The organism is Streptomyces sp. RPA4-2 (assembly GCF_012273515.2).
GTDB lineage: Bacteria > Actinomycetota > Actinomycetes > Streptomycetales > Streptomycetaceae > Streptomyces > Streptomyces kaempferi.
Window position 1 is genome coordinate 3,225,730 of record NZ_CP050975.2, and the last position, 25,884, is coordinate 3,251,613.

The 25,884-nt window shown below is 70.4% G+C and carries 24 protein-coding genes, 1 tRNA gene and 1 pseudogene; 4 read left to right on the forward strand and 22 right to left on the reverse strand.

Annotated features, from left to right (window positions below):
* Positions 1–21 precede the first annotated feature (21 nt).
* A complete protein-coding gene (locus HEP85_RS13945; RefSeq protein WP_248001919.1) occupies positions 22–1,206 on the forward strand; it encodes a glycosyltransferase 87 family protein in 1,185 nt (394 codons plus the stop codon).
* Here HEP85_RS13945 and HEP85_RS13950 read toward each other — a convergent pair.
* The 10 genes and pseudogenes from HEP85_RS13950 to HEP85_RS13995 all read right to left on the reverse strand — a co-directional run bounded on the left by HEP85_RS13950 (position 1,175) and on the right by HEP85_RS13995 (position 6,615).
* Positions 1,175–1,408 (reverse strand): hypothetical protein, encoded by a 234-nt coding sequence (locus HEP85_RS13950; protein WP_010986886.1) that lies wholly within the window; start codon positions 1,406–1,408, stop codon positions 1,175–1,177. The two genes, HEP85_RS13945 and HEP85_RS13950, sit on opposite strands and share 32 nt — an antisense overlap.
* Positions 1,409–1,411: 3 nt before the next feature.
* Complete coding sequence (locus tag HEP85_RS13955; protein WP_168528067.1) at positions 1,412–1,585, reverse strand: hypothetical protein; 174 nt, start codon at positions 1,583–1,585, stop codon at positions 1,412–1,414.
* A gap of 69 nt (positions 1,586–1,654) precedes the next feature.
* A pseudogene (locus HEP85_RS13960) lies at positions 1,655–1,807 on the reverse strand (MFS transporter); the annotation flags it as partial.
* Positions 1,808–1,895: 88 nt separating this feature from the next.
* Positions 1,896–1,968 (reverse strand) — tRNA-Ala (locus HEP85_RS13965).
* Between the two features lie 116 nt (positions 1,969–2,084).
* Positions 2,085–2,747 (reverse strand): histidine phosphatase family protein, encoded by a 663-nt coding sequence (locus tag HEP85_RS13970; RefSeq protein WP_168528068.1) that lies wholly within the window; start codon positions 2,745–2,747, stop codon positions 2,085–2,087.
* Positions 2,744–3,187 carry a ribosome silencing factor gene (gene rsfS / locus HEP85_RS13975; RefSeq protein ID WP_168528069.1) on the reverse strand — a complete coding sequence of 148 codons (444 nt, stop codon included), beginning with the start codon at positions 3,185–3,187 and terminating at the stop codon, positions 2,744–2,746. The genes HEP85_RS13970 and rsfS overlap by 4 nt, the downstream gene beginning before the upstream one ends.
* A gap of 151 nt (positions 3,188–3,338) precedes the next feature.
* Entirely contained in the window at positions 3,339–5,252 is a 1,914-nt protein-coding gene (locus HEP85_RS13980; RefSeq protein WP_329526327.1) for a LytR C-terminal domain-containing protein, read from the reverse strand.
* A gap of 16 nt (positions 5,253–5,268) precedes the next feature.
* Positions 5,269–5,991, reverse strand: coding sequence for a nicotinate-nucleotide adenylyltransferase (gene nadD / locus HEP85_RS13985; protein ID WP_168528071.1), 723 nt, complete (start codon positions 5,989–5,991; stop codon positions 5,269–5,271).
* Positions 5,992–6,070: 79 nt separating this feature from the next.
* Positions 6,071–6,235, reverse strand: coding sequence for a hypothetical protein (locus tag HEP85_RS13990; RefSeq protein WP_168528072.1), 165 nt, complete (start codon positions 6,233–6,235; stop codon positions 6,071–6,073).
* Positions 6,236–6,453: 218 nt separating this feature from the next.
* Positions 6,454–6,615 carry a hypothetical protein gene (locus HEP85_RS13995; protein WP_168528073.1) on the reverse strand — a complete coding sequence of 54 codons (162 nt, stop codon included), beginning with the start codon at positions 6,613–6,615 and terminating at the stop codon, positions 6,454–6,456.
* Positions 6,616–6,718: 103 nt separating this feature from the next.
* Here HEP85_RS13995 and HEP85_RS14000 point away from each other — a divergent pair, with 103 nt between their 5' ends.
* On the forward strand, positions 6,719–7,894 hold the full coding sequence (locus HEP85_RS14000) for a M48 family metallopeptidase (RefSeq protein WP_168528074.1): 1,176 nt from the start codon (positions 6,719–6,721) through the stop codon (positions 7,892–7,894).
* A gap of 93 nt (positions 7,895–7,987) precedes the next feature.
* Here HEP85_RS14000 and HEP85_RS14005 read toward each other — a convergent pair whose 3' ends face one another.
* The 5 genes from HEP85_RS14005 to proB all read right to left on the reverse strand — a co-directional run bounded on the left by HEP85_RS14005 (position 7,988) and on the right by proB (position 13,111).
* Positions 7,988–9,055 carry a hypothetical protein gene (locus HEP85_RS14005; protein WP_356011767.1) on the reverse strand — a complete coding sequence of 356 codons (1,068 nt, stop codon included), beginning with the start codon at positions 9,053–9,055 and terminating at the stop codon, positions 7,988–7,990.
* Between the two features lie 123 nt (positions 9,056–9,178).
* A complete protein-coding gene (locus HEP85_RS14010) occupies positions 9,179–9,820 on the reverse strand; it encodes a hypothetical protein (protein ID WP_168528075.1) in 642 nt (213 codons plus the stop codon).
* 115 nt (positions 9,821–9,935) lie between these two features.
* Positions 9,936–11,222, reverse strand: coding sequence for a glutamate-5-semialdehyde dehydrogenase (locus HEP85_RS14015; RefSeq protein ID WP_168528076.1), 1,287 nt, complete (start codon positions 11,220–11,222; stop codon positions 9,936–9,938).
* Positions 11,223–11,283: 61 nt separating this feature from the next.
* On the reverse strand, positions 11,284–11,778 hold the full coding sequence (locus tag HEP85_RS14020) for a hypothetical protein (RefSeq protein WP_168533605.1): 495 nt from the start codon (positions 11,776–11,778) through the stop codon (positions 11,284–11,286).
* A gap of 226 nt (positions 11,779–12,004) precedes the next feature.
* The gene (gene proB / locus HEP85_RS14025; protein WP_329294838.1) at positions 12,005–13,111 is read right to left on the reverse strand and encodes a glutamate 5-kinase; all 1,107 of its coding nucleotides are present in this window, start codon (positions 13,109–13,111) and stop codon (positions 12,005–12,007) included.
* Positions 13,112–13,374: 263 nt separating this feature from the next.
* Between proB and HEP85_RS14030 the strand changes: the two genes are divergently transcribed.
* Positions 13,375–14,775, forward strand: coding sequence for a polysaccharide pyruvyl transferase family protein (locus HEP85_RS14030; RefSeq protein WP_168528077.1), 1,401 nt, complete (start codon positions 13,375–13,377; stop codon positions 14,773–14,775).
* A 97-nt stretch (positions 14,776–14,872) separates the two neighbouring features.
* Here the strand turns inward: HEP85_RS14030 and HEP85_RS14035 are convergent, their stop codons facing one another.
* The 7 genes from HEP85_RS14035 to rplU all read right to left on the reverse strand — a co-directional run bounded on the left by HEP85_RS14035 (position 14,873) and on the right by rplU (position 24,920).
* Positions 14,873–16,081 carry a glycosyltransferase gene (locus tag HEP85_RS14035; protein ID WP_168528078.1) on the reverse strand — a complete coding sequence of 403 codons (1,209 nt, stop codon included), beginning with the start codon at positions 16,079–16,081 and terminating at the stop codon, positions 14,873–14,875.
* Between the two features lie 208 nt (positions 16,082–16,289).
* Entirely contained in the window at positions 16,290–18,419 is a 2,130-nt protein-coding gene (locus HEP85_RS14040; protein WP_248001920.1) for a hypothetical protein, read from the reverse strand.
* A gap of 167 nt (positions 18,420–18,586) precedes the next feature.
* A complete protein-coding gene (locus HEP85_RS14045) occupies positions 18,587–20,086 on the reverse strand; it encodes a bifunctional cytidylyltransferase/SDR family oxidoreductase (protein ID WP_168528079.1) in 1,500 nt (499 codons plus the stop codon).
* A 789-nt stretch (positions 20,087–20,875) separates the two neighbouring features.
* Positions 20,876–22,426 carry an alkaline phosphatase D family protein gene (locus tag HEP85_RS14050; RefSeq protein WP_365769105.1) on the reverse strand — a complete coding sequence of 517 codons (1,551 nt, stop codon included), beginning with the start codon at positions 22,424–22,426 and terminating at the stop codon, positions 20,876–20,878.
* Between the two features lie 275 nt (positions 22,427–22,701).
* On the reverse strand, positions 22,702–24,138 hold the full coding sequence (gene obgE, locus HEP85_RS14055) for a GTPase ObgE (RefSeq protein WP_168528080.1): 1,437 nt from the start codon (positions 24,136–24,138) through the stop codon (positions 22,702–22,704).
* Positions 24,139–24,328: 190 nt separating this feature from the next.
* Positions 24,329–24,583 (reverse strand): 50S ribosomal protein L27, encoded by a 255-nt coding sequence (gene rpmA, locus HEP85_RS14060; RefSeq protein WP_037618784.1) that lies wholly within the window; start codon positions 24,581–24,583, stop codon positions 24,329–24,331.
* Positions 24,584–24,599: 16 nt separating this feature from the next.
* Positions 24,600–24,920, reverse strand: a complete 321-nt coding sequence (gene rplU / locus HEP85_RS14065; RefSeq protein WP_164320786.1) for a 50S ribosomal protein L21 — start codon at positions 24,918–24,920, stop codon at positions 24,600–24,602.
* 337 nt (positions 24,921–25,257) lie between these two features.
* Here rplU and HEP85_RS14070 point away from each other — a divergent pair, with 337 nt between their 5' ends.
* The gene (locus tag HEP85_RS14070) at positions 25,258–25,860 is read left to right on the forward strand and encodes an acyltransferase (protein WP_168528081.1); all 603 of its coding nucleotides are present in this window, start codon (positions 25,258–25,260) and stop codon (positions 25,858–25,860) included.
* Positions 25,861–25,884 lie beyond the last annotated feature (24 nt).

Below are 25,884 nucleotides of genomic sequence, written 5' to 3' on the forward strand. Positions count from 1 at the left end.
TGCGGGATAGTGTCGGACTCCGTGACCGTGATCGCCCTCCCCCGTGTCCGCCGCCACGCGTCCGTCGCCCTGGGGGTATGCCTGTTGTCGTTCGCCGCCTTCTGGTGCGCGCAACGGGCCGCGCACGTGTCGATGATCGACCTGACGGTGTACCGGGCGGAGGGCGCGACCGTCCGCGCGGGCGGCGACCTCTACGCGCTGCGCACGACCGAGGCCCATCTGCCCACCACCTACCCGCCGTTCGCCGCCCTGCTGTTCACACCGCTGACCCTGCTGGACACGGCGGACCTGCAAACGCTCGCGACGGCCGGGAACCTGGCCCTTCTCGTGGTGTTCGTGTCGCTCTCGCTGCGGCTCGTCGGCCACGCGCGCGTGGAGAGCGTGTGGTGGACGTCGGCGGCGGCCGTGTGGTGCGAGCCGGTGTGGACGACGCTGCGCTACGGGCAGGTCAACCTGCTGCTCGGTGCGCTGGTGCTGTGGGACCTGACCGGACGTCCCGTACGGCGCTGGGCCGGGGCGGGCATCGGGATCGCCGCGGCCGTCAAACTGACCCCGGCGCTCTTCGCGGTGTTCCTGCTGGCCGCCGGCCTCGTGGAACACGCGCGCCGGGGCCGCGGAGGCCCCTGGCTGCGCCATGCGCGCGGGGCGGCCGTCGCGTTCACCGGGGCGACGCTGCTCGCGGCCGCCGTCCTGCCGTACGACTCGTGGCGCTTCTGGAGCCGGATGGTGTTCGAGACGGGCCGGGTCGGGCTGGTGGAGGACACCGCGAACCAGTCGCTGCGCGGGGTCCTGGCCCGGCTGTCGCACAGCGCGCACCCCGGCCCGTGGTGGATCGCCGCGGCAGCCGTGGTGGGGGCTCTGGGCCTCACGGCCGCCGTGGCCGCGGAACTGCGTGGGCTGCGGGCCTGGGCGGTGGCCGCCTGCGCGGTGACGGCGCTGCTGGTCAGTCCGGTGTCGTGGTCGCACCACTGGGTGTGGTGCGTGCCGATGACGCTGCTCCTGGCGACCCGCGGGAGGATGTCCGCCGTCGCCACCGCCGTGGCCTTCTGCTCGTACGCGCTGTGGTGGGTACCGCACGGCCCCGGCCGGCTCGAACTCCACCAGAACGGCGTCCAGTCGGCGCTGTCGGCCCTCTACGCCGGAGCCGGCTGCGCCTTCCTGGCCCTTCTCGGGGTCAGGCTGTCGCGAACGAGTAGAACCGCTTGAGCGTGCAGTGCTCGTCCAGGAGCCGCCCGTAGATCGGCTCGCCCTCCAGCTCGCGGTACGTCTCGATCGGGTCGCCTTTTATGATCAGCGCCCGCGCGCACTCCTCGCACCAGTACTGGTAGTCGTGGTTGACCGGTTCCATGTCGCGGACGATGGGCGTACCACTGCCGCACCAATCGCACTTTCGCCTGTGTGCACCCATCGATCAGCTCCAGCTGTGGCCGCAGGCCGTGCACACGTAGGAGATCCCGCCGCTGTCGCCGAGGACCTGGGCGATGTGGACGGATCCGCGGGAAGGACAGTCGAGGCGAGTGGCTCTTCCACGTTTCGGTGCCACTTCGAGAAGGTCGTGGACCTCCTCGAGGATGCTCGCAGGCATCGCTTCTCCCTCCCGTCGGGCCGCGCCCCCTTCCGGCCGTTTGATTCTGCCACGGCCGGAGCAATACGGTCAGCGACGCCTTCGTACCAGTCCGGACACGGCACCCGACGTAGCCGTCGCGGCCAGCGCATACGTGCACATGAGGAGCGCGTCCGCAGAGGTATACGCCCCCGGGGGCCCAAGTGACTCAAGCCGGTTCAAGAAGAGTGTGCCGAAGGTCGCGCGGCGGCCGGGGCACACAAAAAATCCCGCCCCCTCAGGGGACGGGATCTTCTTCACCGATCTTCGACGACTCAGAAGAGTCAATCTGTGGAGCTAAGGAGAATTGAACTCCTGACCTCCTGCATGCCATGCAGGCGCTCTACCAACTGAGCTATAGCCCCTTGCGTTCTTCCCGCCCTGCGGGGCGAACAAGAAGAACTTTAGCCTGCGACCTGCCGGAAAGTGAAATCCGGTCCCGACGGGTCCACGGGACCGGACAGAGGGCCGCCCGATCCGCTCAGTCGTCGTCTCCGAGCACCGGCTCCGGCAGCGTGCCGGCGTTGTGCTCCAGCAGTCGCCAGCCCCGCGCGCCCCGTCCGAGGACGGACCAGCAGCAGTTGGAGAGGCCGCCGAGACTCTCCCAGTGCTGCGACTCGAGGCCGAGCAGACGCCCGATGGTCGTACGGATCGTGCCGCCGTGACTGACGACCACGAGGGTGCCGTCCTCGGGGAGTTTGTCGGCGTGCCGCAGCACCACGGGAGCGGCGCGGTCGGCGACCTCGGACTCCAGTTCGCCCCCGCCGCGGCGCACGGGCTCGCCGCGCTTCCAGGCGGCGTACTCGTCGCCGTACCGGCCGAGGATCTCCTCGTGCGTCAGGCCCTGCCAGACGCCCGCGTAGGTCTCCCGCAGGGCCTCGTCGTGGGTGACGTCCAGGCCGGTGAGCCCGGCCAGCTCGGCGGCCGTGGCGGCGGCGCGCCGGAGGTCCGAGGCGACGATCGCGTCGGGCTCCAGCGAGGCGAGCAGCCGGGCGGCGCGCCGGGCCTGGCCGATGCCGGTCTCGGTGAGCTCGACGTCCGTGGAGCCCTGGAAGCGGCTCTCCACGTTCCAGGAGGTCTGGCCGTGCCGCCACAGGATGACGCGGCGGCCCCGGCCCGGCTTCCTGCCGGCCTCGGCGGTCACCGCAGCTCCTCCAGTTCGGCGGAGTCCTCCTCGGCGCGCAGCTTGGAGTGCTCGGCGGTCTTGCCGCGGGTGGCCTTGGCGTCGGCCGGCAGATCCAGCTCGGGGCAGTCCTTCCAGAGCCGCTCCAGCGCGTAGAAGACGCGCTCCTCGCTGTGCTGGACGTGTACGACGATGTCGACGTAGTCGAGCAGCACCCAGCGGGCCTCGCGGTCGCCCTCGCGGCGCACCGGCTTGACGCCGAGCTCCTTGCTCAGGCGCTCCTCGATCTCGTCGACGATCGACTTGACCTGGCGGTCGTTGGGTGCGGACGCCAGCAGGAAGGCGTCGGTGATCGAGAGCACATCGCTGACGTCGTAGGCGATGATGTCGTGCGCGAGCTTGTCGGCGGCCGCCTGTGCGGCGGTGTTGATGAGCTCGATGGAGCGGTCCGTGGCGGTCACTACGCGGCTTTCCGTCGGCGGTCAGTAATGACTCAAGGGTCTCACGGACAGCCGAGGGCACCCCACGCGTTTCCGCGGCCGTGCCCCAAAAGCCCCGGAGCACGGCCGCGGACACCTCGTGATCGCGGCCGTCACCGCCGATCACGCGGAGTCACCCGGTCGAGGTACTCACCTTGTAGTCCTGGCCCAGGACCACGGAGACGTCCGCGTTGGACGTCGCCTTGCCCTTCTTCACGGCACTGGCCGGCAGGCCCAGGGTCTTCGCCACCTCGACGGCGTCGTTCTTCTTGGCGGCGTCGGCGTAGGTGATCTGGGACACGCTCTGTGCCGCGGCGGCGGTGCCGGAGTCCAGGAAGGTGTAGCCGCCGTTGACCAGGACGACGCGGGCCTTCTCCGTGGCGGACTTCACTCCGGTGGCGTTCCTGATGCCGACACGGACGGCGGCGCCGGCGTCGGGGCTCTTCGCGGTACCGCCGAGCACGTCCTTGACCACGGTGTCGGTGGCGCTCTCGCTCAGGGTGCCGTCCTGCTGCACGGGCAGCAGCGCCGTCTTGTAGTCGCCGCCCTTGGCGAGGTCGGCGAGCTTGGCGAGGAAGACGCCGAGGTCCTGGTCGGTCAGCGGCGGGTCGAGGATCTGCGCGAGGGTCTGCACGGTGGTCGTCGCGGCCTGCTTGTCGGACGACAGCTTGCGCAACACGCCCTGCATGACCTGCCCGAACCGCTCCAGCTGGGCGTTCTGGGCCTCGCCGGGGGCGCGGTAGGTCGCGTAGGCGACGGCCGCCTTGCCGCTGAGGGTCTGGTCCTCGCCCTTCTTCACGAGGGGCGGCTCGCCCTTCTTCTTGGCGTCCGGGTCGGGCACGGCGGTGTCGGTGGTGATGTCGATGTTGCCGACGAGTTCGACGAGGTTGCTGAGATAGGGGGTGTCGAGACGCCAGGTGCCCTGGATGTCGGTCCCCAGCACCGTGTCGATCGCGTCCTGCGTCCCGGAGGAACCGTCGTCGTCGACGGACTTGGCGAGCGTGGTCGTCGAACCGTCGTCGCCCGTCAGGGCAAGGGAGTTGGGCAGCAGGACGGTGGTGCCCCGCTTGGTCGTCGTGTTGTCGACGAGCAGCGCGGTGGAGGTGCCGCCGCCCTTCGTGTCGTGCAGGTGGACGACGAGGACGTCGCGGTTCTGGGCGCTCGACGCCGTCGTCGCGGCGGGCTTGTCGTGCGAGGAGGTGCCGGGCAGCTTGCCCGCGTACCAGAGGTAGCCGACACCGCCGACCACGACGAGGGCGAACACCACGACCAGGGCGACGATCCGGCCGCGGGCACGGCGGCGGGCCTCCTCGCGGCGTTCGGTGCGGTTCTCGGTGAACTTCAGCCAGTCGATGACGTCCTCGGACTCGGCTTCCTGCTCCTCGACGAACGCGAACTGCTCGGTGCGGTAGTCCCGGTCGGCCCGCGGCCCGCCGTCCTCCGTGGGGCCCGCCTGCTGCGGGATGTACGCGGTCTGCTCGGCGACCCGCGGCTGCTGCCCGGTGCTCGCGGCACCGGCCGTGCCCGGGGTCTGCCCGTCGTATCCGCCGTACCCGGCGTGCCCGTCCTGGGCCGCCCGGCCGGTCTGCACCGGCCGGCCCGGCTGAGCCGTCCGACCCGCCCGGCCCATCCGTCCGTTCTGCCCGCCGCGCTCGGTCTGCGTCGTGTGCGCCGACTGGGCCGTGTGGGGAGGCTGGGGCGTCCGGGCCGACTGCCCGTAGGGGTCGTACGCCGTATCCGCCCCGTCGGGAGCGGACGCGCCGGCTCCGTACGGGTCGTAGGGGTCGTACGCGGGGACGGACGCCTGCTGACCGGTGTCGTAGGAGGACGCCGGCTGCCGGCCGGTGTCGTAGCCCGTCCCGCCGTTCGCGTACGGGTCGTAGCCGTAGCCCTGGGACTGCTGGGGCTGTTGGGGCTGCGCGTACGGGTCGTAGTTCTGCTGGGACGGCTGGGGCGGCACCTGCCGGTACACAGGCTGCCCGAACTCGTCGTAGCCGACGAGCTCGTACTGGTCGCCGCCCGCGTATCCGTCGTATCGGTCGTTCACCGGTGCCCCTCTCGGCTCACTCGCCGCGGTACAGCTCACGCTTGTCGATGTAGCGCACTACACCGTCCGGCACCAGATACCAGACGGGATCTCCCCTGCCGACCCTCGCACGACAGTCTGTCGACGAGATGGCGAGCGCGGGAACCTCGACGAGCGAGACCCCGCCCTCGGGCAGCCCGGGGTCGGTCAGGGTGTGGCCTGGCCGGGTGACTCCGATGAAGTGCGCGAGGGAGAACAGTTCTTCCGCGTACCGCCAGGTGAGGATCTGGCCGAGCGCGTCGGCGCCGGTGATGAAGAACAGGTCGGCGTCGGGGTTGAGAGCGCGCAGGTCGCGCAGGGTGTCCGTGGTGTAGGTCGGTCCGCCGCGGTCGATGTCGATGCGGCTCACCGAGAACTGCGGGTTCTCGGCGGTCGCGATGACCGTCATCAGATACCGGTCCTCGGCCAGGGAGACCTTCCGGTCGGTCTTCTGCCACGGCTGCCCGGTCGGTACGAAGATCACCTCGTCGAGGTGGAACTGCGCGGCGACCTCGCTGGCCGCCACCAGGTGCCCGTGGTGGATCGGGTCGAACGTCCCGCCCATCACGCCGAGACGGCGCTTGCCGGGAGTCGAGGGGCCGTTGCGGCGGCCGGTCGTCAGCCGGCTCACGCCGCCACGCACCGCGCCACCCGCGGCGTCACCGACGGAGCCGCTCTCCGAGTCACTCGCCGGACCGGTAGGCATGTCCTGCTCTCCCATGCGTGCAGACCCTACCGGCCCGGTCGACGGGCTCCGCCCGACAGGGGTCCCGGAGACGGCCGCGGATGACTGAAAGGGCTCAGCGGTCGCGGTTGAAGCGCGTCGTGATCCACAGCAGCAGGAGCAGGACGAAGAGGGCGCCGCCGCCGGTCAGGAACGGGCTGAGGCTCTCGTGGTTACCACCGTGCTCCTCGCCCTCGGCGGCAAGAGTGACCAACTGTGCGGCAGTGCTGTGGAAGCTCATCTCGGCAGGACCTATCCGATGGGGGTCCCCCCGCTCGAGCGGAGTCGAGAGTGGGGGAGGGCGGGATAACGACGTCGGCCCATCGTAAGCGGGTGCCCCGGCCGCGATCACGCCGACTCCGCCGTTGGGGAAGCCGGTTGCCGCGCGCGACGGTCACCGGCACCCCGTACGACGGTCACGGCGCTGGTTCTCCCGGCGCCGGGCGCCCCGCGCTGAGCTCAGTCGTCCTCGCGCTTGTACCCGCGCAGCAGGAACCAGGCGGTCAGGGCCAGTCCGACGATCATCACGATCAGCACGACGCGGAGCAGATCGCCCGGGCCCTGCTTGTCTGCCGCGCTCGCGGCCTCGGTGAGCCAGGCGGCTGCGGGGATGTGCTCCATGGCGTACGACTCCTTCTCTGTACTGCCCGTCCACGGTATCTCCGCCTAGGCTGGGCCGTGCCTTGGGGGCACATAAGGCACTCCGACGCACATGGGGGAACACATGTCCGACGACAGTCATCAGGGGAACGGGCACGAGAAGGTGCCGAGCAGGCAGCGCAGGCGCTTCGAGGGGATCTCCTCGCGGGCGTACGAACACCCGGCGGACCGCTCGGCCCTGGTGGCCCTGCGCAAGCTCACCGGCTTCGACACGGTCTTCAAGGCCCTGAGCGGCCTGCTGCCCGAGCGCAGCCTGCGGCTGCTGTTCCTGTCCGACTCGGTGCGCGTCTCGGACGCCCAGTTCGCGCACCTCAACGCCATGCTGCGGGACGCCTGTCACATCCTGGACCTGGAGAAGGTCCCGCCGATGTACGTCACCCAGGACCCGCAGCCCAACGCGATGTGCATCGGCCTGGACGAGCCGATCATCGTCGTCACGACCGGACTCGTGGAGCTGTTGGACGAGGAGGAGATGCGGGCCGTCGTCGGGCACGAGGTCGGCCACGCGCTGTCCGGTCACTCCGTCTACCGCACGATCCTGCTCTTCCTGACCAGCCTCGCCCTCCGGGTGGCCTGGATCCCGCTGGGCAACCTCGCGATCATGACCATCGTGACCGCGCTGCGGGAGTGGTTCCGCAAGTCGGAGCTGTCGGCCGACCGGGCGGGGCTGCTCGTCGGGCAGGACCCGCGGGCCTCGATGCGCGGACTGATGAAGATCGCGGGCGGCAACCACCTGCACGAGATGAACGTGGACGCGTTCCTCGCGCAGGCCGAGGAGTACGAGGCCGGGGGCGACCTGCGCGACTCCGTGCTCAAGATCCTCAACGTCCTCAACCGTACGCACCCCTTCACCACGGTGCGCGCCGCCGAGCTGAAGAAGTGGGCCGAGTCCCGCGACTACCAGCGGATCATGGACGGTCACTATCCGCGGCGCAGCGAGGACAAGGACACCTCGGTGTCGGACTCGTTCCGGCAGTCGGCGTCGAGCTACGCGACGGATGTGAAGAACTCCAAGGACCCGCTGATGAAGCTGGTCAGCGACATCGCGGGCGGGGCGGGCGACCTCGGGGGCCGGGTGCGGCGCGGCTTCGGCGGCTTCGCGGGCGGCTCCCCCAAGGACGCTCCGACGCGGGACGGGCGGGACGGCGAGGAGCGCCCCGGTGACACCGGCCCGGACGACGGCCGCCCCGGCGGCGACGGGGGTTCCAAGGGCGACGCGGGACCCGAGGGCGACGGCTGACCGGACTCCGCGCCGGTCCGCCGGTCGCCGATCACCGGGCGCCACGCCGTGGCGCCGCCCCGAGACCGCCGGGCGGCGGCGCGCGTGGTCGGGTCAGGTCCTCGGCTGCGCGCTCGTCGCCAGCGACCCGCACAGCGCCGTCGCGCTGCCGGTCGCGTACGGGTCGGTGCCGGCCGGGCCGCCCGCCTTCGCCGTCTGCCCGGCGAGCAGGGGACGCAGCCGGTCCACCGAGTCGTCGGCGCAGGCGAGCGGTCCGGCCTGGAGAGAGGAGACGACCAGCTCGGCCTGGTGCATGCGCAGGTCGTCGCGGTCGAAGCGGAAGTGCAGCTCGCGCCGGACGGTGAACAGGGAGGCCTTCGCACGGCTGTCCGCGCCTGTCGGCTTCAGGGCGTAGACGAAGGTGTGGTCCGCGACGACCTCAAGGGTGTCCGGGTCGGATTCGGCGGCCTGGAGGGTGCCCTGGACCCGGATCCTGAGGTCGGCCAGCTCGGTGCGGGCGGTGTCGAAGCGGACCAGCCAGCCGGTGGGCGCGTGCCGCCCGTCGGCGGCCGGGTGGGTGAAGCTCTGGTCGAACTGGTCGAGCTGCTGGGGGTCGAGCAGGATCCGTACCGGCCGGTCGGTGCCGCCCGTGAGCACCTCCGGGTCGAGCGAGGACTTCACGAGGTAGTCCTTGGCGGTCGTCAGGGCGGCGACGACCTGGCTGTCCGAGAAGTGCGCGGTGCGGCGGGAGGCGGGCAGCGCGATGCCCTCGGCGCCGACGCCGAACTGCGCCGCGGGACTGTGCGCGTACAGGTCGTCGACGTTCGTGGCCCCCGGCACGGGGGTCTGGGGCGCGAGGGGTATGACCGTCATGCGCAGCGGCTCCGGCGGCTGGGCGACGGGGTTCTGGTAGGGGTGTCGTACGCCCATGTAGATCGCGGTGCCGAAGGCGACGGCTATCAGCAGAACCAGGATCAGCGCCTGCCGGGACAGGCCGCGCTGGAGTGCGGGACGGCGGCGTACGGCCGGGGCGTGGTCGGCCATCCGCTCCCGCGCGGAGAACTCCTGGAGGCGGGCAGCACGGACGAACGACTCGTCGAAGACGACGGATCGGTACTCGTCCTCTCCACCTGCGGGAGCGCCCTCGGGTGTCCCCTCAGGAGGGTCTCCAGGCCCGCCCATACCTTCAGAGTAGGTCTCCGGAGCCCCTGGTAAACGCGGTGGTGCACGACAAGTTCTGACAGGATCCCACCAAGACCACCCGGGATCATCAGGGCGTTCGAAGGGTCGACAACGCCGCTGGTGTCACGGGGTTCGGGGCACCGCCGGCACGGCCGGGTGGGAGTACTGGGCCGAAGCCGAGGGCCCGGTGCCGGTGAGCTTGTCCCGGCCTTGTTCGAGGCCTGTGGAGGCCGGTGACGGGACCTGGTCCTGGCGGCCCGAGGATGCCCCCCGGTAGACCGCCGTGAAGGCCAGGGCGACCATGCCTATGCCCATCACCAGGGCCAGTACCCAGGCCACCGGACGGTGCCAGCGGACCTGCTTCCCGTAGGCCCTGCCGTACGCTCCCGGCGCGCCGTAGCGGCCTTGAAGGACCTCGGCGTCGTCCAGGTCGTCCCCGTCCGGGTCACGTCCGTGTCCGCGGTGGCCGTCGGGGCCGAAACCGTCCTCGTAGCGCTCGTCGTCGCCGCGGGTGCCCCGGGCGTGCGCCCGGCGCGCTTCCGCCTCGGAGGCCTCCGCGCGGGCCTGAGCGGCTGCCAGCAGGCGTTCCACGGCGGTCGGCTCATGGATCACCGCCGCCCGTACGAAGTCCTCGTCGAAGACCACGGAGGCGAACTCTTCGTCCGCACCCCCGCGGTCGCGGTCGTCGTCGGGCTCCCAGCCGTCAGGGAACGGCGTGCCCCCCACGTCCTCCGGCACGGATCCAGAGTAGACCTGGGGGGTCATTTTGGGCAGACGGTATGGAAATTCATCCGCCTGGCGAGACGCCTCCGGCGCGGGCCTCACCGGCGCGCGCCGTATGACCTGCGCCGCGCGCCCCGCGACCCCGCGCCCCGGTGTCTCAGCGCCGGATGTGCCCGTCCCCCGTGACGATGTACTTGGTGCTCGTCAGCTCCGGCAGCCCCATGGGCCCCCTGGCGTGCAGCTTCTGCGTGGAGATGCCGATCTCCGCGCCGAAGCCGAACTGTCCGCCGTCGGTGAACCGCGTCGAGGCGTTCACGGCGACCGTGGTGGAGTCCACCAACTGGGTGAAACGGCGGGCCGCCTGCTGCGAGGTGGTGACGATGGCCTCGGTGTGGCCGGAGGTCCACAGCCGGATGTGTTCGACGGCCCGGTCGAGGGAGTCGACGACCGCGGCGGCGATGTCGTAGGAGAGGTACTCCGTCTCCCAGTCCTCGGGCGTGGCCTCGACGACGGTGGCCTTGGAGTCCTTGGCGTAGGCGAGGACACGCTCGTCGGCGTGCACGGTGACCCCGGCGTCCGCGAGGGCGTCCAGGGCGCGCGGCAGGAACTCGGGCGCGATGTCCTGGTGCACGAGGAGGGTCTCGGCGGAGTTGCAGACACTGGGCCGCTGGGCCTTGGAGTTGATCAGGATGTCGATCGCCATGTCGAGGTCGGCGTTCGCGTCGACGTACACGTGGCAGTTGCCGGTCCCGGTCTCGATGACGGGGACGATGGACTCCTGGACGACCGTACGGATCAGCGAGGCGCCGCCGCGCGGGATGAGGACGTCGACCAGACCGCGGGCCCGCATCAGCTCACGCACCGACTCGCGGCCCTCGCCGGGCACCAGCTGGACGGCGTCGGCGGGCAGTCCGGCGCCGCCCACCGCGTCGCGCAGCACGCGGACGAGGGCGGTGTTCGACTCGAAGGCCGAGGAGGAGCCGCGCAGCAGGACCGCGTTGCCGGACTTCAGACAGAGGGCGGCGGCGTCGACCGTCACGTTCGGGCGGGCCTCGTAGATGATGCCTACGACACCGAGCGGGACGCGGACCTGGCGCAGGTCGATGCCGTTCGGGAGGGTGGAGCCGCGCACGACCTCGCCGACCGGGTCGGGCAGCGCGACGACGTCCCGTACGTCCGAGGCGATGGCGCGCACGCGCTCGGGCGTCAGCGTGAGCCGGTCGATGACGGTCTCGCTGGTCCCGGCCTCCCGGGCCCGCGCGATGTCCTTCGCGTTGGCCGCGACGATCTCGCTCGTACGGACCTCCAGCGCGTCCGCGATGGCGAGCAGCGCGTCGTCCTTCTCGGCCCGCGGCAGCGGTGCGAGGTCGGCGGCGGCGGCCTTGGCGCGGTAGGCGGCCCGGGTGACCGGAGACATCGAGTCGTACGGCGAGAGCGTGGTCATATCGGAAGGGTAGTGCGCCGGACGTGTCCGGCCGGCCGTTGTCCCACACCCCGAGACACCCTCAAAAGGGGTGAACTCCCACCGGAGTGGCCGGAAGCGGCCCGTACCCCTCCGCGATGCGCTGGTGGTAGGTCTCGCGGTCGATGACCTCCAGGCCGACGATCTCCCAGGGCGGGAGCTTGGCGGTCTGCCGGTGCTCGCCCCACAGGCGCAGTGCGACGGCCGCGGCGTCGTGCAGGTCGCGGGCCTCCTCCCAGTAGCGGATCTCCGCGTGGTCGTTGGCGTACCGGCTGGTCAGCAGGAAGGGGTGGTCGTGGGCCAGCTGTTCCAGTCCGCGCCGCACCTCCTTCAGCGGGGCCTCGCCGCCCGAGACGCTCAGCGTGACGTGCCACAGCCGCGGCTGGTCGGCCGGCTCCTCGCCCTCGAAGGTGTCTCCGGCCGCGACGCTCGTCAGGGCCCGTTCCTCACCCGCCGCACGGGATGGGGCTCCCCCCGCTCGAACGGAGCCGAGTGTGGGGGAGGCACCACCGCGCGACGCCGCCGCCCCAGGGCGCACTCGTCTCACGACGGCCTCCTTTACGCAATGGTCGTCACACAACCTCGGGCTCTCCCTGCAACAAAGTTGAGCAGGTGGGGAGCGTCCGCGTGGCGCTTTTACGGAGTTTCACCGCGCCGCGACGGGCGTCCGCGAAACGTTCACACCAGTTTTCGGCCGGGGTGCGGGGATTGGCCCCCGGGTCGTACACCGGCGCGACGGCGCACAGGTGCCGCGGACAGACGTCCTACGGAAACAGGAGCACCAGGTCGTCGCGGTGGACGACCTCGCGTTCGTAGGCGGGGCCCAGTTCGCGCGCCAGCTCGCGGGTGGAGCGGCCGATGAGCTGGGGGATCTCCTTGGCGTCGAAGTTCACCAGACCCCGCGCGACCGCGCGGCCGCCGCTGTCGCGCAGTTCGACGGGGTCACCCGCGGTGAAGTCGCCCTCGACGGCCGCGATGCCGGCCGGCAGCAGCGACGTGCGGCGGTCGACGACGGCGCGCACGGCCCCGTCGTCCAGGATGAGCGCGCCCTGCGGGGTCGAGGCGTGCTGGAGCCACAGCAGCCGGTCGGCGGAGCGCTTGCCGGTGGGGTGGAAGTAGGTGCCGGTGTCCCCGCCCGCCAGGGCCTCGGCGGCGTGCACGGCGGAGGTGAGGACGACGGGGATGCCCGCGGCCGCCGCGATCCGGGCGGCCTCGACCTTGGTGACCATGCCGCCGGTGCCGACGCCCGCCTTGCCGGCGCTGCCGATGTCGATGTGCGCGAGGTCCTGCGGTGCGCGCACTTCCGCTATCCGCGAGGTTCCGGGCCGGCCGGGATCGCCGTCGTAGACACCGTCCACGTCGGAGAGCAGGACCAAAAGATCGGCGCGGACGAGGTGGGCGACGAGGGCGGCGAGCCGGTCGTTGTCGCCGAAGCGGATCTCGTCCGTGGCGACCGTGTCGTTCTCGTTGACGACCGGCAGGGCGCCCATCGCGAGGAGCTTGTCGAGGGTGCGGGCGGCGTTGCGGTGGTGGGCGCGGCGGCTGGTGTCGTCGGAGGTGAGGAGCACCTGTCCGACACGGATGCCGTGGCGGGCGCAGGACGCGGTGTAGCGGGCGACCAGGAGGCCCTGGCCGACGCTGGCGGCGGCCTGCTGCCGGGCGAGGTCCTTGGGGCGGCGGCGCAGGCCGAGCGGGGCCAGTCCGGCGGCGATGGCGCCGGAGGAGACGAGGACGATCTCCTTCTCACCGCCGCTGCGGTGCTTGGCGAGCACGTCGACGAGGGCGTCGACACGGTCCGCGTCGAGGCCGCCGGCAGCCGTCGTCAGCGAGGAGGAACCCACCTTGACGACCATCCGGTGGGCCCGCGTCACAGCCTGCCGTACCGCCGTCGCCCGCACCGCGTTCCCTTCCGCCTGCCCTGCCACCTGCGGTGTGCCCCCTCGTCCGTCCGGTCGTCCCGCCCGGCAATCTACGCGAAGGGGCCGGGCCGACGCCTCCCGGTCCAGCTGGCGGACGCCTCCGTGTAGTCACCCGATCACGGTTCGCGCATGCAGAAAAGGTTGTACAGGTTCCTCATGGAACTTAAAGAGGGTGCAAAGATAAGTTGAACGTTGTGGCACCTAATGTTCATCCAGTGAAGCGCATACTCCTGAGATCAGGGAAAAGCCCGTACGACGCCGTTCCCGTGGAGCAGGCCCTCCACCAGGACGTCTTCGCCACCAACTCGGGCAACCTGATCTTCAGCGACGCCGCGCACAAGATCCTTGAGACCCCGGACACGGAGGTCGTGTCCAACGGCATCCGTACCAACGTCGCGGCCGCGGGCCGGATCAACGAGGAATACGACGCGTTCGTCGTACCGCTGGCCAACGCCTTCCGGCCCTCGTTCGAGCCACAGCTCAGGCGTCTGACGCAGCTCATCAGCAAGTTGCGGATCCCCGTGGTCGTGCCGGGGATCGGCGCGCAGACCGGCCTGGACTACGACCCGGCCCGGCTGAAGCCCATGGAGCCGGCCGTACGGGAGTTCGTCGCCGCGGTGCTCGACCGCAGCGCGTCCATCGGGGTGCGCGGCGAGTTCACCGAGCGCTATCTGAAGGACATGGGCTTCGGCGACGTCGAGGTCATCGGCTGTCCGTCCATGTTCATGTACGGCAAGGACCTCGACGTCCGCAAGAGTGCTCCCGCGCTGGGTCCCGAGTCCCGGATCGCGGTCAACGGTTCGCACAGCGCGGTGAAGTCCCAGGGCCTCGACCAGGTGATCCGCAGGACGCACACGCGCTATCCGCACCTGCGTTTCATCGGACAGAACCTGAGTGACGCGCGCCAGCTGCACTGGCGCGACCTGTCGGACCCGAACGGCTCCGTCACCGCGATACCCACCCACCCGGACCACCCGATGTACCGCGAGGACAAGGTCCGCGTCTACATCGACCCCGTCACCTGGATCGACGACCTGCGGGACTTCGACTTCTCGTTCGGCTCCCGCATCCACGGCAACATCGCGGCGCTCCTCGCGGGCACGCCCGCGACGGTGCTGTGCGGCGACTCGCGCACCCTGGAGCTGTGCCGCTACTTCGACATCCCGCACCGCAGGATCAACGCGCTGCCGCGAGATCTCGACCCGGCCGAGCTGTACGCGGAGGCGGACTTCGGCGCGCTGACGGGCGGCCACCAGGAGCGCTTCGAGCGCTTCACGGGCTTCCTGGACCGCAACGGCCTGCGGAACACCTTCACGCACGGGGACGGAGGCGCCGCCTACGACAGGCGCATGGCCTCGCTCACCTTCCCGGCCGGCATCCGGCCCTGGAACGACGCCGACGTCACCTCGCTCACCACCCGGTTCGGCTGGCTGCAGACCCGTATCACCGAGCTGTCGGCGGACAACGCCAAGCTGAAGCGTGACCTCGACCGGGCCCGGAAGGGGGCCCCGAAGGCCCTGGCGCAGCCCGCCGTCCCGCAGCGCTCCGTCTACCGCATGGCGCGCCGTGCGGTCGGGCGCCCGCTGCGCAAGGCGCTGCAGTCGGGCCGCCGCTGACCTCCGCCCACCCTCGCGGGGTGCGTACTCCCCCGGTACGCGCCCCGTCGACGCCCGTTCCGTACGCCCGCAGGGGCGCCGGAACGGGCGTTTCGCGTCATTCCTCCGTGTGGCGGGGTCCCAGCACCCTGCGGGCCACCCGGCGGGCGGTGCGCATACCCGGGAAGTGGGCGGCCGGCGCGAACTTGAAGCTGTCGATGGTGACCGTCTCGCGGCTGGTCGGGACGAACCACCCGTCCGGGATGGGCGCTTCCTTGTCACGGAAGTGCGGGTAGCCGAGATAGGCCTTGCGGCTGCGCGGGTCCACGTGGAGCGCGGGCGCCTTCTTCTTCCTGAGGAACTCCAGGAGGTCGACCAGGAGGTCGGCCCGGCCCAGGCCGGCCAGGTTCACCCGCAGTCGCTCGTTGACCTTGAGACGGTCGGCGACGCCCTCGGTCCAGTACGCGTCGATCAGTGGCTTGGCGAGCGCGAGCTTGTCGCGTCTGACCTCCTCGTCGTCCCTGAGGAAGACGGGACCGAACTGCGGGAGCAGGGTGACGAGGAAGGGCCGGACCATCAGGCCGTCGCGGCGCTTGCCCGCGGGCACGTGCTCGGCGATCAGCCCCATCAGGGCGCGGGCGGAGTCGAAGCGCAGCCGGTAACTGCCGCTCTTGGTCACGTGCTTGCCGTCCTCGCGGCCGACCAGGTAGTAGCAGTCGTAGTCGGCGACCACGGAGACGCCGTCGGCACGGAGGTAGGCCTCCATGGTGAACAGGGCGTCCTCGCCGGTCTTCAGCGACTCGTCGAAGTGCATGCCGTGCCGGGTGAGCAGCTCGCGCCTGAAGAGCTTCTGCGCGCTGAGCGTGAACTTGATCTGCGAGGAGAACACGTCCGTGCGGGGCAGGGTCTTGCCCCACATCGACTTCGGGGCGGAGCGGTTGACCCCGATGACCTTGCCGAGCACGACGTCCGTACCCTGCGCGTCGGCCATGGCGACCATGCGCTCCAGGGCCTCCGGGCCCAGGTGGTCGTCGGCGTCGAGGAAGAAGACGTAGCGTCCGCGGGCCTTGTCGAGGCCGACGTTGCGCGGACCGCTGGGGCCGCCCGAGTTGGCCTGCCGGATCACGGTGACCGCCAGGGCCGCGCGCTCCGCGAACTCCTCCAGGTGCTCCCCGGTGCCGTCCATCGACCCGTCGTCGACGGCGATGACCTCGATCCGGTCGGGACCGAGGGTCTGGTCCTCCACCGACTGCAGACACTTCACCAGGTAAGGCATGGCCTCGTACGCCCCGATGATCACGCTCACATCAGGCTGCGTCACTGTCACGTTTCCCCATCGTCATCAGAATATTTCCCCCGTATCACCGGAAGGACTACTTAGAAGACGGACGAAAACGCCGATCGGTTGCCTGACAAGCCCTCATGTGTGACGCGCTTCACAGAAAGAAGCCCGGCTCCGAGGTGTACTCGGAGCCGGGCTCTGTCACACGCGCGCGGACGACCTGGGGCCGGCCGGCAGCGAGGGGACGATCAGATCACCCCTTGACGGCCGCACCGCCCGTCTCGCCCGCGGTGGCGGCCCGCTGACCGGGCACCGCGCCCGCCGGCTCCGCGGCGGCGGCGGCCGCCGCTCCGGCCGCTTGGCCCTGGTTGCGCACCCGGGACTTCTCCGCCAGGTCACGCACCGCACCGTTGAACTGGTCGATCGACGTCGGCTCGTCGGGGCCCAGCAGATACCGCTTCAGCTCCCGGCGGTCGGTGGCCAGCGCGTCCGCCGACGGGTCGACGACCCCGGCGAGCAACTCGTCCAGTTCGGCGGCCGAGTTGGAGAGGATCACGGCGGCGCGCACCGCGGTGTTCTGCCGCTTGAACTCCTCGACGCCCAGCTCCGCGGAGTCCGTGACCGCGTACGGCTTGCCGCTCGCGATGAAGTCGGAGACCACGCTGGATATGTCCGAGACCATGGCGTCGGAGACGTTGAAGCAGTCGTACAGGCGGGGCTCGGCGCCGGTGATGACCCGGTGCTCGGCGCTGCCGAACGAGCGCCAGTAGGCGTCGTTCCACTCGGCGCGCAGCCGGGCGACCTCGGCGTGCGCCGCGAAATCGACCACGCCGTCACGGGTGGCCTCGGCGTCGTCGCCGCTCTCGGTGCCACCGGTCAGCTGCTCGATACGGGCCGCGATCCGGGCCAGCTCGGCCACGGCGGCGCTCTGGGCCGCCGCGTCGCCGGTGAAGCGGGGGTCGGCGGCGCGTTCGGCGGCCGCCTTCTCGACCAGCGCGACGATCCTCTCGTGCGTGGCCTTGGCCTTCGAGCTGCGGGTGCCGGTGAACGGGTGCGGCTTGTAGAGGACACGGACGGGCGGATCGGCCCGCACCAGACGACGGACGATGTTCTCGCCCGCCAGCAGGATCGAGGTGTTGCCCGGGTTGTCGTCCCAGCCCTCCCAGGTGGGGGCGTACAGGATCGTCGGGCAGCGTCCGTCGGCGGCGTCGCCGGGAAGTCCGTCCGACGCGCCCTGCCAGGTCCGGATCGGCGCGAGCTGCGGGCGGCCGACCTCGGCGATGTCGTCGTCACGGACGCCGACATCGGCGATGGCGTAACGGTCACGGCCCGCGCGGCCGGCGGTCCACACCTCGTCGTACACCTTGCTGAACGGGTTGACGCTGGCGAGCTTGTCGCTGTCGCCGTGTCCGATGAAGACGTGCTTCATGGTGGGCACGCGCAGCATGTGGATGTTCTTGCCGACGTTCGCCGCGTAGAGCGCGACCCGCACGGTCGACAGGTCCATGTTCATCAGGTGCACCCCTCCGGGCACGCAGATGATCGGCACCGTGGTGGGTGCCATGCGTTCCAGGACCGACCGCTCACGGAGGATGATCAGCGGCCGGGTGTCCAGCTGCTCCATCGTCTCCAGCCACATGTTGACCTGGTACGCGGAGTCCTTGGAGCCCGAGAAGTAGAGCACCGTCTCCGGGCGGTACGCGCGCAGCCAGTCGTCGAGGGCCGCCAGAACCTTAACGGCGTCCGGCGGGATCCTCCGGCCGCGCACGAACGGGACGAGGGCCACGACGTAACCGAAGGCCAGCAGCAGGGTCACCGCGATGCCCGCGTAGCCATAGACGTTGTCGTCGGTCGCCGCGGAGACGAGGAGGCCGGCGACGGCCACCAGGTCGAGGTGGAGCATCTTCTCGGCGGCCCGGGAGACCAGGCGGCGCGGCGGCGCGTCCGGGATACGGACACGCGGGTCCAGATCGACGTTGCGGGCGGCGATGGGCAGCTTGCGGCGCAGCGCGATCAGCGTGACGAGCGCGCCGTGCGGTGCCTGGAAGCCGTAGAAGGCCAGGAAGCACGCGATGGCCGCGTTGAAGAGCATGCTGGTGGACAGGTCGAGCCGCGCCAGGAGCAGGACGAGCAGCAGCTCCCGGATCAGGAACCTGATGGACACACCGGCCCGCACCTTGCTGAGGCGGTTGACCAGATAGCTGCCGCGCCGGTGCAGATAGTGGTCCGCCAGGTACGTCACGGCGGCCGCGGCCGCGAAGGCGCCGACGCTCGGCAGGAGCGCGGCGAGCATCAGGCAGGGGAAGCCCAGCATCATGAGGGCCGCCGCCGCCAGCTCGGCCGCGCTGCCCACCCGGGCAACGCGAATAGCGGTGGAAATCACGGAGAAACCTGCTCTTGAGGGGTGAGTGCCGGTTTGATACCAAAAGTTTTTTTGATACCGAGATGAACCAAAAACGAAAAAGCGAACCCTACGGACTCAGGCCCTTGTGAATTCGCGGCGAACACGCGGACACAAAGGCCTGAATTCCAAAAGACTAATCTTTTTGATTATGCCACGCCGTCCTGGCGGTCCAGGACGCTGGCCAGAGCCGCCTCGAAACCGGAGGCGCGGCCCGCGCCCGCCGTCGGGTCCTGCTGCCGTACGTCGATGACGTGACCGGTGAGTTCGGAGAGCAGCACGTCCAGTGACGTGTGCGCGACGGCCTCGGAGGACAGCAGCGAGCCCGCGGGCTCCTGACCGAACGCCTTGGTGCGCATGGGGGTCGCGGTGCGCTCGGGGTTGATGCAGTTGACGCGGATGCCGTCGCCGGCCCACTCGTCGGACAGCGCCTGGGTGAGGTTCACCATGGCGGCCTTGGTGGAGGAGTAGAGGCTGTACTCGGCGCGGCCGCGGGTGTAGCTGCTGGAGGTGTACAGCAGCAGCTGGCCCTTGGTCTCGGCCAGGTACTTGTACGAGGAGCGGGCGATCTGCACCGGCGCGAGGTAGTTGACCTTCAGCGCTTCCTCGATGGTCGCGTTGTCCGTCTCGGCGAGCTTGCCGATGCGCAGCACGCCGGCGGTGTTGATCACGTAGTCGATGCGCCCGGTCTCCGCGTACGCCGTGGACAGCGCGTCGTCGACCTCTTCGGGGTTCTCGACGTGCGTGCCGGTGGTCGAGCGGCCGAGCGCGTAGGTCTTGGCCCCGTAGCCCTCGGCGAGCTCGGCTATGTCCTTGCCGATGCCGTACGAACCGCCGAAGACCACCACGGTCTTGCCGGTGAGCAGCTCGCGGTAGGCGGCCTCGTCGGCCTGCTCGGGCGCGGCGGTGGAGGCGAGCTGGAAGAGCTTGTCGGCGATGAAGACGTCGACGGGCTGGGTGACCTTCATGTTGTACTCGTCACCCGCGACGACGTGGATCGGCACGTCCGGCAGGTACCTGAGCACGACCGAGCAGTCGTCGGTGGCCTGGAAGTTGGGGTCACCGGCCGCGACCTCGTACGCGCGGCGGATCGTGGACAGCTTGAACGCCTGAGGCGTCTGGCCGCGGCGCAGCCGGGAGCGGTCCGGGATCTCGGTGATGAACTCGCCGTCCTCGCCGTGGGTGCGGGTCACGATGATCGTGTCCGCGGACGGGATGGCGACGTCCACGGCCTGGAAGCGCTCCAGCGCGGTCACGCAGTCGTCGATCACGCGCTCCGACAGCAGCGGGCGTACGGCGTCGTGGAACAGGACGTTCGCGTCCTCGCCCTCGGCCAGGCCCTCGCCGAGGGCGGCGATGGCGCGCTCGGTCGTCTCGTTCCGCGTCGAGCCGCCCTCGATCACCTTGGTGACCTTCTTCAGCCCCGCCTTCGCGACGATCTTCTCGACGTCCGGGACGTAGCCCGGGGCCATCAGCACGATGATGTCGTCGATCGAGTCGGCCTGCTCGAAGGTGGTCAGCGTGTGCTCGATGACCGCCTTGCCGGCGATCTTCAGCAGCTGCTTCGGAATCGACAGACCCACGCGCTGGCCGGTGCCGCCGGCCAGGATCACTGCGGTGGTACGGGGCTTGGCAAAGTGCTCAGACACAGGCGACCTACCTTGGGACGACAGGGAACCCAGGAATGGTCCCACTTACGGTTACCGCCATGCAAGGCGAGCGCCGCCTACTGCATATGTGCGCGCAACCATTTATTCACCTTGCACGCAGGCCACTTCGAGAGTGCCGGATGAATTGTCCGGATTTGCTGTGAGTAACTGCACACGTCCCGCCCGCGATTCTCACCTTCGCTTCATGCGCTTGCGCATCAGGTGACCCAGGACACGGACGAGTTCCCCCGACGGCGTCCGATGAACCGGCCGGATCGCGGGAGCGCGCGAGGACTCCGCGGCGCCCACGGCGAGCGCTCCGTACAGCGCCTGGGCGGCCCCGTTGGGGCGATCCGCGGTGCGCCCCGCGCGGTGCCGGCCGCGGCGGTGGTGGTGTTACGACTGACAGCGGTGCCGGGACGCCCGGAACCCGTACGCCCAGGGCGCGGATTCGTCCGGCCCTCTCCGCGCCGACGGCCACGACAGCCGTCAGGGCCCGCACCGGAGTACTGATCCGGACGTCCTCCGATGGCTGACGGCAGGCATTTCCTCATCCGCGGGACCGCGCCGTTGCACACGAGTTTCGAATAGGTCTCGTCCGGAAGTCCATTTCCGCGGAATTCTCTGTCGCGTATACGCAGCATTTCGGTCCCGGCCGGCGCACGGGAACGATTGGCCGTGGCCGGGACCTCCACCAGAAGAACGCGGGGCAGCCCGAGCGGGGATTCGAAGGTGCGCGTCAGGCCCTGTGGACGGACGCGGCCGCCCGTCCACACGGCCGCGACCGGATCACACGAGCCGTACGCCCGGATCCCCCGCCTCGACCCGCAGACGGGCCAGGGTGCTGGAGGTGGCATCCGGCTTCAGCACCGTGGCCGGGACGCGCACCTGGGCGTCGATGCCGTCCCGCCGGATGTCGAAGAGGTGGTAGCCGCGGTGGGCGTCGATGAACTTCCAGTGCGGGTTGTCCGGCATCCGCGCTTTCCACTCCCGGTGGAAGACCGCCAGGTCCTGGTCGCCGCCGGTGGAGATGGAGGTCCCGACGAACTCGGCGCCGACCACGTCGGAGTGCGGGTCGGCGAAGTCCTTCTTGAGGTCGCTGATCATCGTGTAGTGCCGGTCGCCGCTCAGGACGACGGGGTTGCTGACCGCCGCGAACTCCCTCATGAGGGCGTTGCGTTCGGCCTGGTAGCCGTCCCAGGCGTCGTAGTACCAGAGCTTGCCCTTGCCCACCTGGAGGTCGGTCTCGGCCATCATGATCTGGGAGGCGACGATGTTCCAGCGGGCCGGCGATCGGCGCACTCCGCCGAGCAGCCATTTCTTCTGCGCCGCGCCGAGCATGGTGAGCGAGGGATGCTTGGCGCCCGCCTGGCTGGTCACCTGGTTGCTGCGGAACTGCCGGGTGTCGAGGACGTTCAGCCGGGCGAGGCGTCCGAAGTCGAGCCGCCGGTACATGGGGATGTGCGGCCCGTCCGGAATCGCGGTGGCCCGGACCGGCATGTGCTCGTAGTACGCCTGGTAGGCGGCGGTCAGCCGGGCCACGAACGCAGGGTGGGTCTGCTTGTCCGGGTCCTGCGGGACCTCCCCGGCGAAGTCGTTGTCGACCTCGTGGTCGTCGAAGGTGACCACCCAGGGGGCGTGCGCGTGCATCGCCGCGAGGTGCGGGTCGGTGCGGTACTGGGCGTACCGGTTGCGGTACTGGACGAGGGTGTGCGGCTCCCCGCTGCCCTCGTGCCGGCGCACGGCCGTCGCCGACGGCGCGGACTCGTAGATGTAGTCGCCGACGAACAGGACGACGTCGGGGTCCTCGCGCAGCATGTCGGCGTACGGGGTGAAGTAGCCGTGCTGCCAGTTCTGGCAGGAGGCGAGCGCGAGGCGCAGCGAGCCGCCCGCGGTGAAGGAATGCGGCGCCGTTCGGGTGCGGCCGGTCGGCGAGAGCCGGCCGCCGGCTCGGAAGCGGTACCAGTACACGCGGTCCGGGCGCAGCCCGCGGACGTCGACGTGAACGCTGTGGCCGTACTCCGGACGTGCCTGGGCGGTGCCGCGGCGCACCTGCTTGCGGAAGCGGGCGTCCTCGGCGATCTCCCAGCCGACCTCCACCGCACGGTCGGGCATGCCGCCGCCGTTCAGCGGGTCGGGGGCGAGCCGGGTCCACAGCACGACGGCGTCCGCCAGCGGGTCGCCGGAAGCGACGCCGAGGCTGAACACGCCGTCGGGCAGAGGGGGTACGGCTGAGCGTGCGGTGCCGGGCACCCAGAGCTGGGCGGAGGCGGCGGCGCCGAACACGGCGGCCGAGGCGGTGAGAAAGTGGCGTCGATCGCGTGAGACGGCTCCGGACATCGGCGAACTCCCCTGCGTCGGTTGCCTCTTGGACACCGACAAGCCCACAGGGGACAGCGGCCCACCTCTTGAACAGGGCGCATCACAGACATGACAAGTGCGCGAGCAGCGAGCGCGTCACCGCGCCGGGCGACTCCGCCGTTCCCTGCGCGGACCTCAGGGGAACTCGCGAGCGCTTCGGGGTGCTCGAGAGCCCGTCAGCGAACCACCACGGGCACGGAGAGGAAGATCCTCTCCGTGCCCGCGGTGCGTATTCCGGCCGGTCGGCCGGTCGCCTAGAACGGCTCGAAGTCGTCGTACTCCTTCTCCGACTCGTCCCGCTCCGCCTGCTTGTCGCGGCGGCGCTGGGCGGCGGGGCGAGGCTCGTCGAGGCGGTGGTCCTCGCCACGGCGGCCGAGCATCTCCGCACCGGCCATGACCGTCGGCTCCCAGTCGAAGACGACCGCGTTCTCCTCGGGGCCGATGGCGACGCCGTCGCCCGAGCGGGCGCCCGCCTTCATCAGCTGCGCCTCGACACCGAGACGGTTGAGGCGGTCGGCGAGGTAGCCGACGGCCTCGTCGTTGTTGAAGTCGGTCTGGCGGACCCAGCGCTCCGGCTTCTCGCCGCGCACGCGGAAGAGGCCGTCCTCCTCCTGCGCCACGGTGAAGCCGGCGTCGTCGACCGCCTTCGGGCGGATGACGATCCGGGTCGCCTCCTCCTTGGGCTTCGCGGCGCGCGCGGCGGCGACCATCTCGGCGAGCGCGAAGGACAGCTCCCTCAGACCCATGTGGGCGACCGCCGACACCTCGAAGACGCGGTAACCACGGCGCTCCAGGTCGGGGCGGACCATCTCCGCGAGGTCCTTGCCGTCCGGCACGTCGATCTTGTTCAGGACGACCATGCGCGGACGGTTGTCCAGGCCGCCGTACTGCTTCAGCTCCTCCTCGATGATGTCGAGGTCGGAGATCGGGTCGCGCTCGGATTCGAGGGTGGCCGTGTCCAGGACGTGCACGAGCACACTGCACCGCTCCACATGGCGCAGGAACTCCAGCCCGAGGCCCTTGCCCTGGCTCGCGCCGGGGATGAGACCGGGCACGTCCGCGATGGTGTAGACGGTCTCGCCCGCGGTCACCACGCCCAGGTTCGGGACGAGGGTCGTGAACGGGTAGTCCGCGATCTTCGGCTTGGCGGCGGACAGGACCGAGATGAGCGAGGACTTGCCGGCGCTCGGGTAACCCACCAGGGCGACGTCGGCGACGGTCTTCAGCTCCAGGACGATGTCCTGGAGGCCGCCGGGCACACCGAGCAGCGCGAAGCCGGGCGCCTTGCGGCGGGCCGAGGACAGCGCCGCGTTGCCGAGGCCGCCGCGGCCGCCCTCGGCGGCGACGTAGGAGGTGCCCTGTCCGACGAGGTCCGCGAGGACATTGCCGGCCTTGTCGAGCACGACCGTGCCGTCCGGCACGGGCAGGATCAGGTCCTGGCCGTCCTTGCCGGAGCGGTTGCCGCCCTCGCCGGGCTTGCCGCTGGTGGCCTTGCGATGGGGTGAGTGGTGATAGTCGAGCAGCGTGGTGACGGACTGGTCGACGACCAGCATCACGTCACCGCCACGGCCGCCGTTGCCGCCGTCCGGGCCGCCGAGCGGCTTGAACTTCTCCCGGTGTACGGAGGCACAGCCGTGACCTCCGCTACCCGCGGCGACATGCAGCTCGACGCGGTCCACGAAGGTGGTCATGTGGGGTGCCTCCAGCACTTCGGTTACTTCTGTACGTACGGAATGTCTCTTACGTAACACGCGAAAGGCGGACCCGCTTCCCGTGGGGGAAGTGAGGTCCGCCTCGCGAAGAACTCTGTTCTACGGAGCCTGGGCCCCGAGGCACCGCATCCGGTCCGCGTGGAACCGGATCAGCCTCGACGGGACTGGATCAGGCGACCGGAACGATGTTCACGACCTTGCGGCCACGGTGCGTGCCGAACTCGACCGCACCGGCGGCCAGCGCGAACAGCGTGTCGTCCTTGCCACGGCCGACACTGACGCCGGGGTGGAAGTGGGTGCCACGCTGGCGGACCAGGATCTCACCGGCGTTGACGGTCTGACCGCCGAAGCGCTTCACACCGAGCCGCTGAGCGTTGGAGTCGCGACCGTTCCGAGTGGACGATGCGCCCTTCTTGTGTGCCATGTCTCAGTCCCTACCCTTACTTCGCAGCCGCGGGGATCTCAGTGACCTTGATCGCCGTGTACTGCTGGCGGTGGCCCTGACGACGGCGGTAGCCGGTCTTGTTCTTGTAGCGAAGGATGTCGATCTTCACACCCTTGTGGTGGTCCACGATCTCGGCCTGGACCTTGATGCCCGCGAGGACCCAGGGGTCGCTCGTCACGGCTTCGCCGTCGACAACGAGCAGGGTCGAGAGCTCGACCGTGTCGCCAACCTTGGCGGTGGGAATCTTGTCAACCTCAACGATGTCGCCGACAGCAACCTTGTGCTGGCGACCACCGCTGCGCACGATGGCGTACACGCGGATCTCTCTTTCGCTCGGAACGGACCCCGCAGTCCAGCCGCCGACTCGCGCGAGCGGCCTCTCCCGGGGCGTGGAGCACGAAGCTCGCGGCACCAGGAGGAAGAGGTTTACGGGGGTGTGACGCGTCAGGGGACACGCCGACGGTCAAGGTTACGGGGCCTGGCTTGAGGGGTCAAACCGGGCCCCGGGGGGGCGCTGCGGGCGGTCGGCCCACCGTCGCCGCGCACCCCGATGTGCCCGTAGGACGCGGTGCGCCTCCGGGAGCGCACCTCACAGGCGGGTACGCCTCCCCCGTATGCTCCCCAACCGAACCCGGACACCGAAAGGCAGACAAGTGAACTACAGGGTCCAGCCCAGCGCCCAGGTCGACGAGACCGCCGAGATCGGCGCGGGAAGCAGCGTCTGGGACCTCGCGCAGATCCGTGACGGCGCCCGCCTCGGCGAGGGCTGTGTGATCGGTCGTGGCGCGTACGTCGGCTCGGGCGTCCGCATGGGCGACAACTGCAAGCTGCAGAACTACGCGCTCGTCTATGAGCCCGCCGAACTCGGTGACGGTGTCTTCATCGGTCCGGCCGTGGTCCTCACCAACGACCACAACCCCCGCTCCGTGGACCCCGAGGGCAAGCAGAAGCGTGGCGGCGACTGGGAAGCCGTCGGCGTGAAGATCGCCGACGGCGCCTCGATCGGTGCCCGCGCGGTCTGCGTCGCGCCGATCAGCATCGGCCGCTGGGCCATGGTCGCCGCCGGTGCCGTCGTCACCAAGGACGTGCCGGACTTCGCCCTCGTCGTCGGCGTTCCCGCGCGACGGGTCGGCTGGGTCGGCAGGGCCGGCGTCAAGCTGGTCGAGCACCCGAGCGAGGCCGACGTCTGGGAGTGCCCGCAGACCGGCGGCCTTTACGAGGAGAAGGACGGCACCCTCGTCGAACGGAATGCCTGAGGCCGGGCGAACCGGCTGAACGTC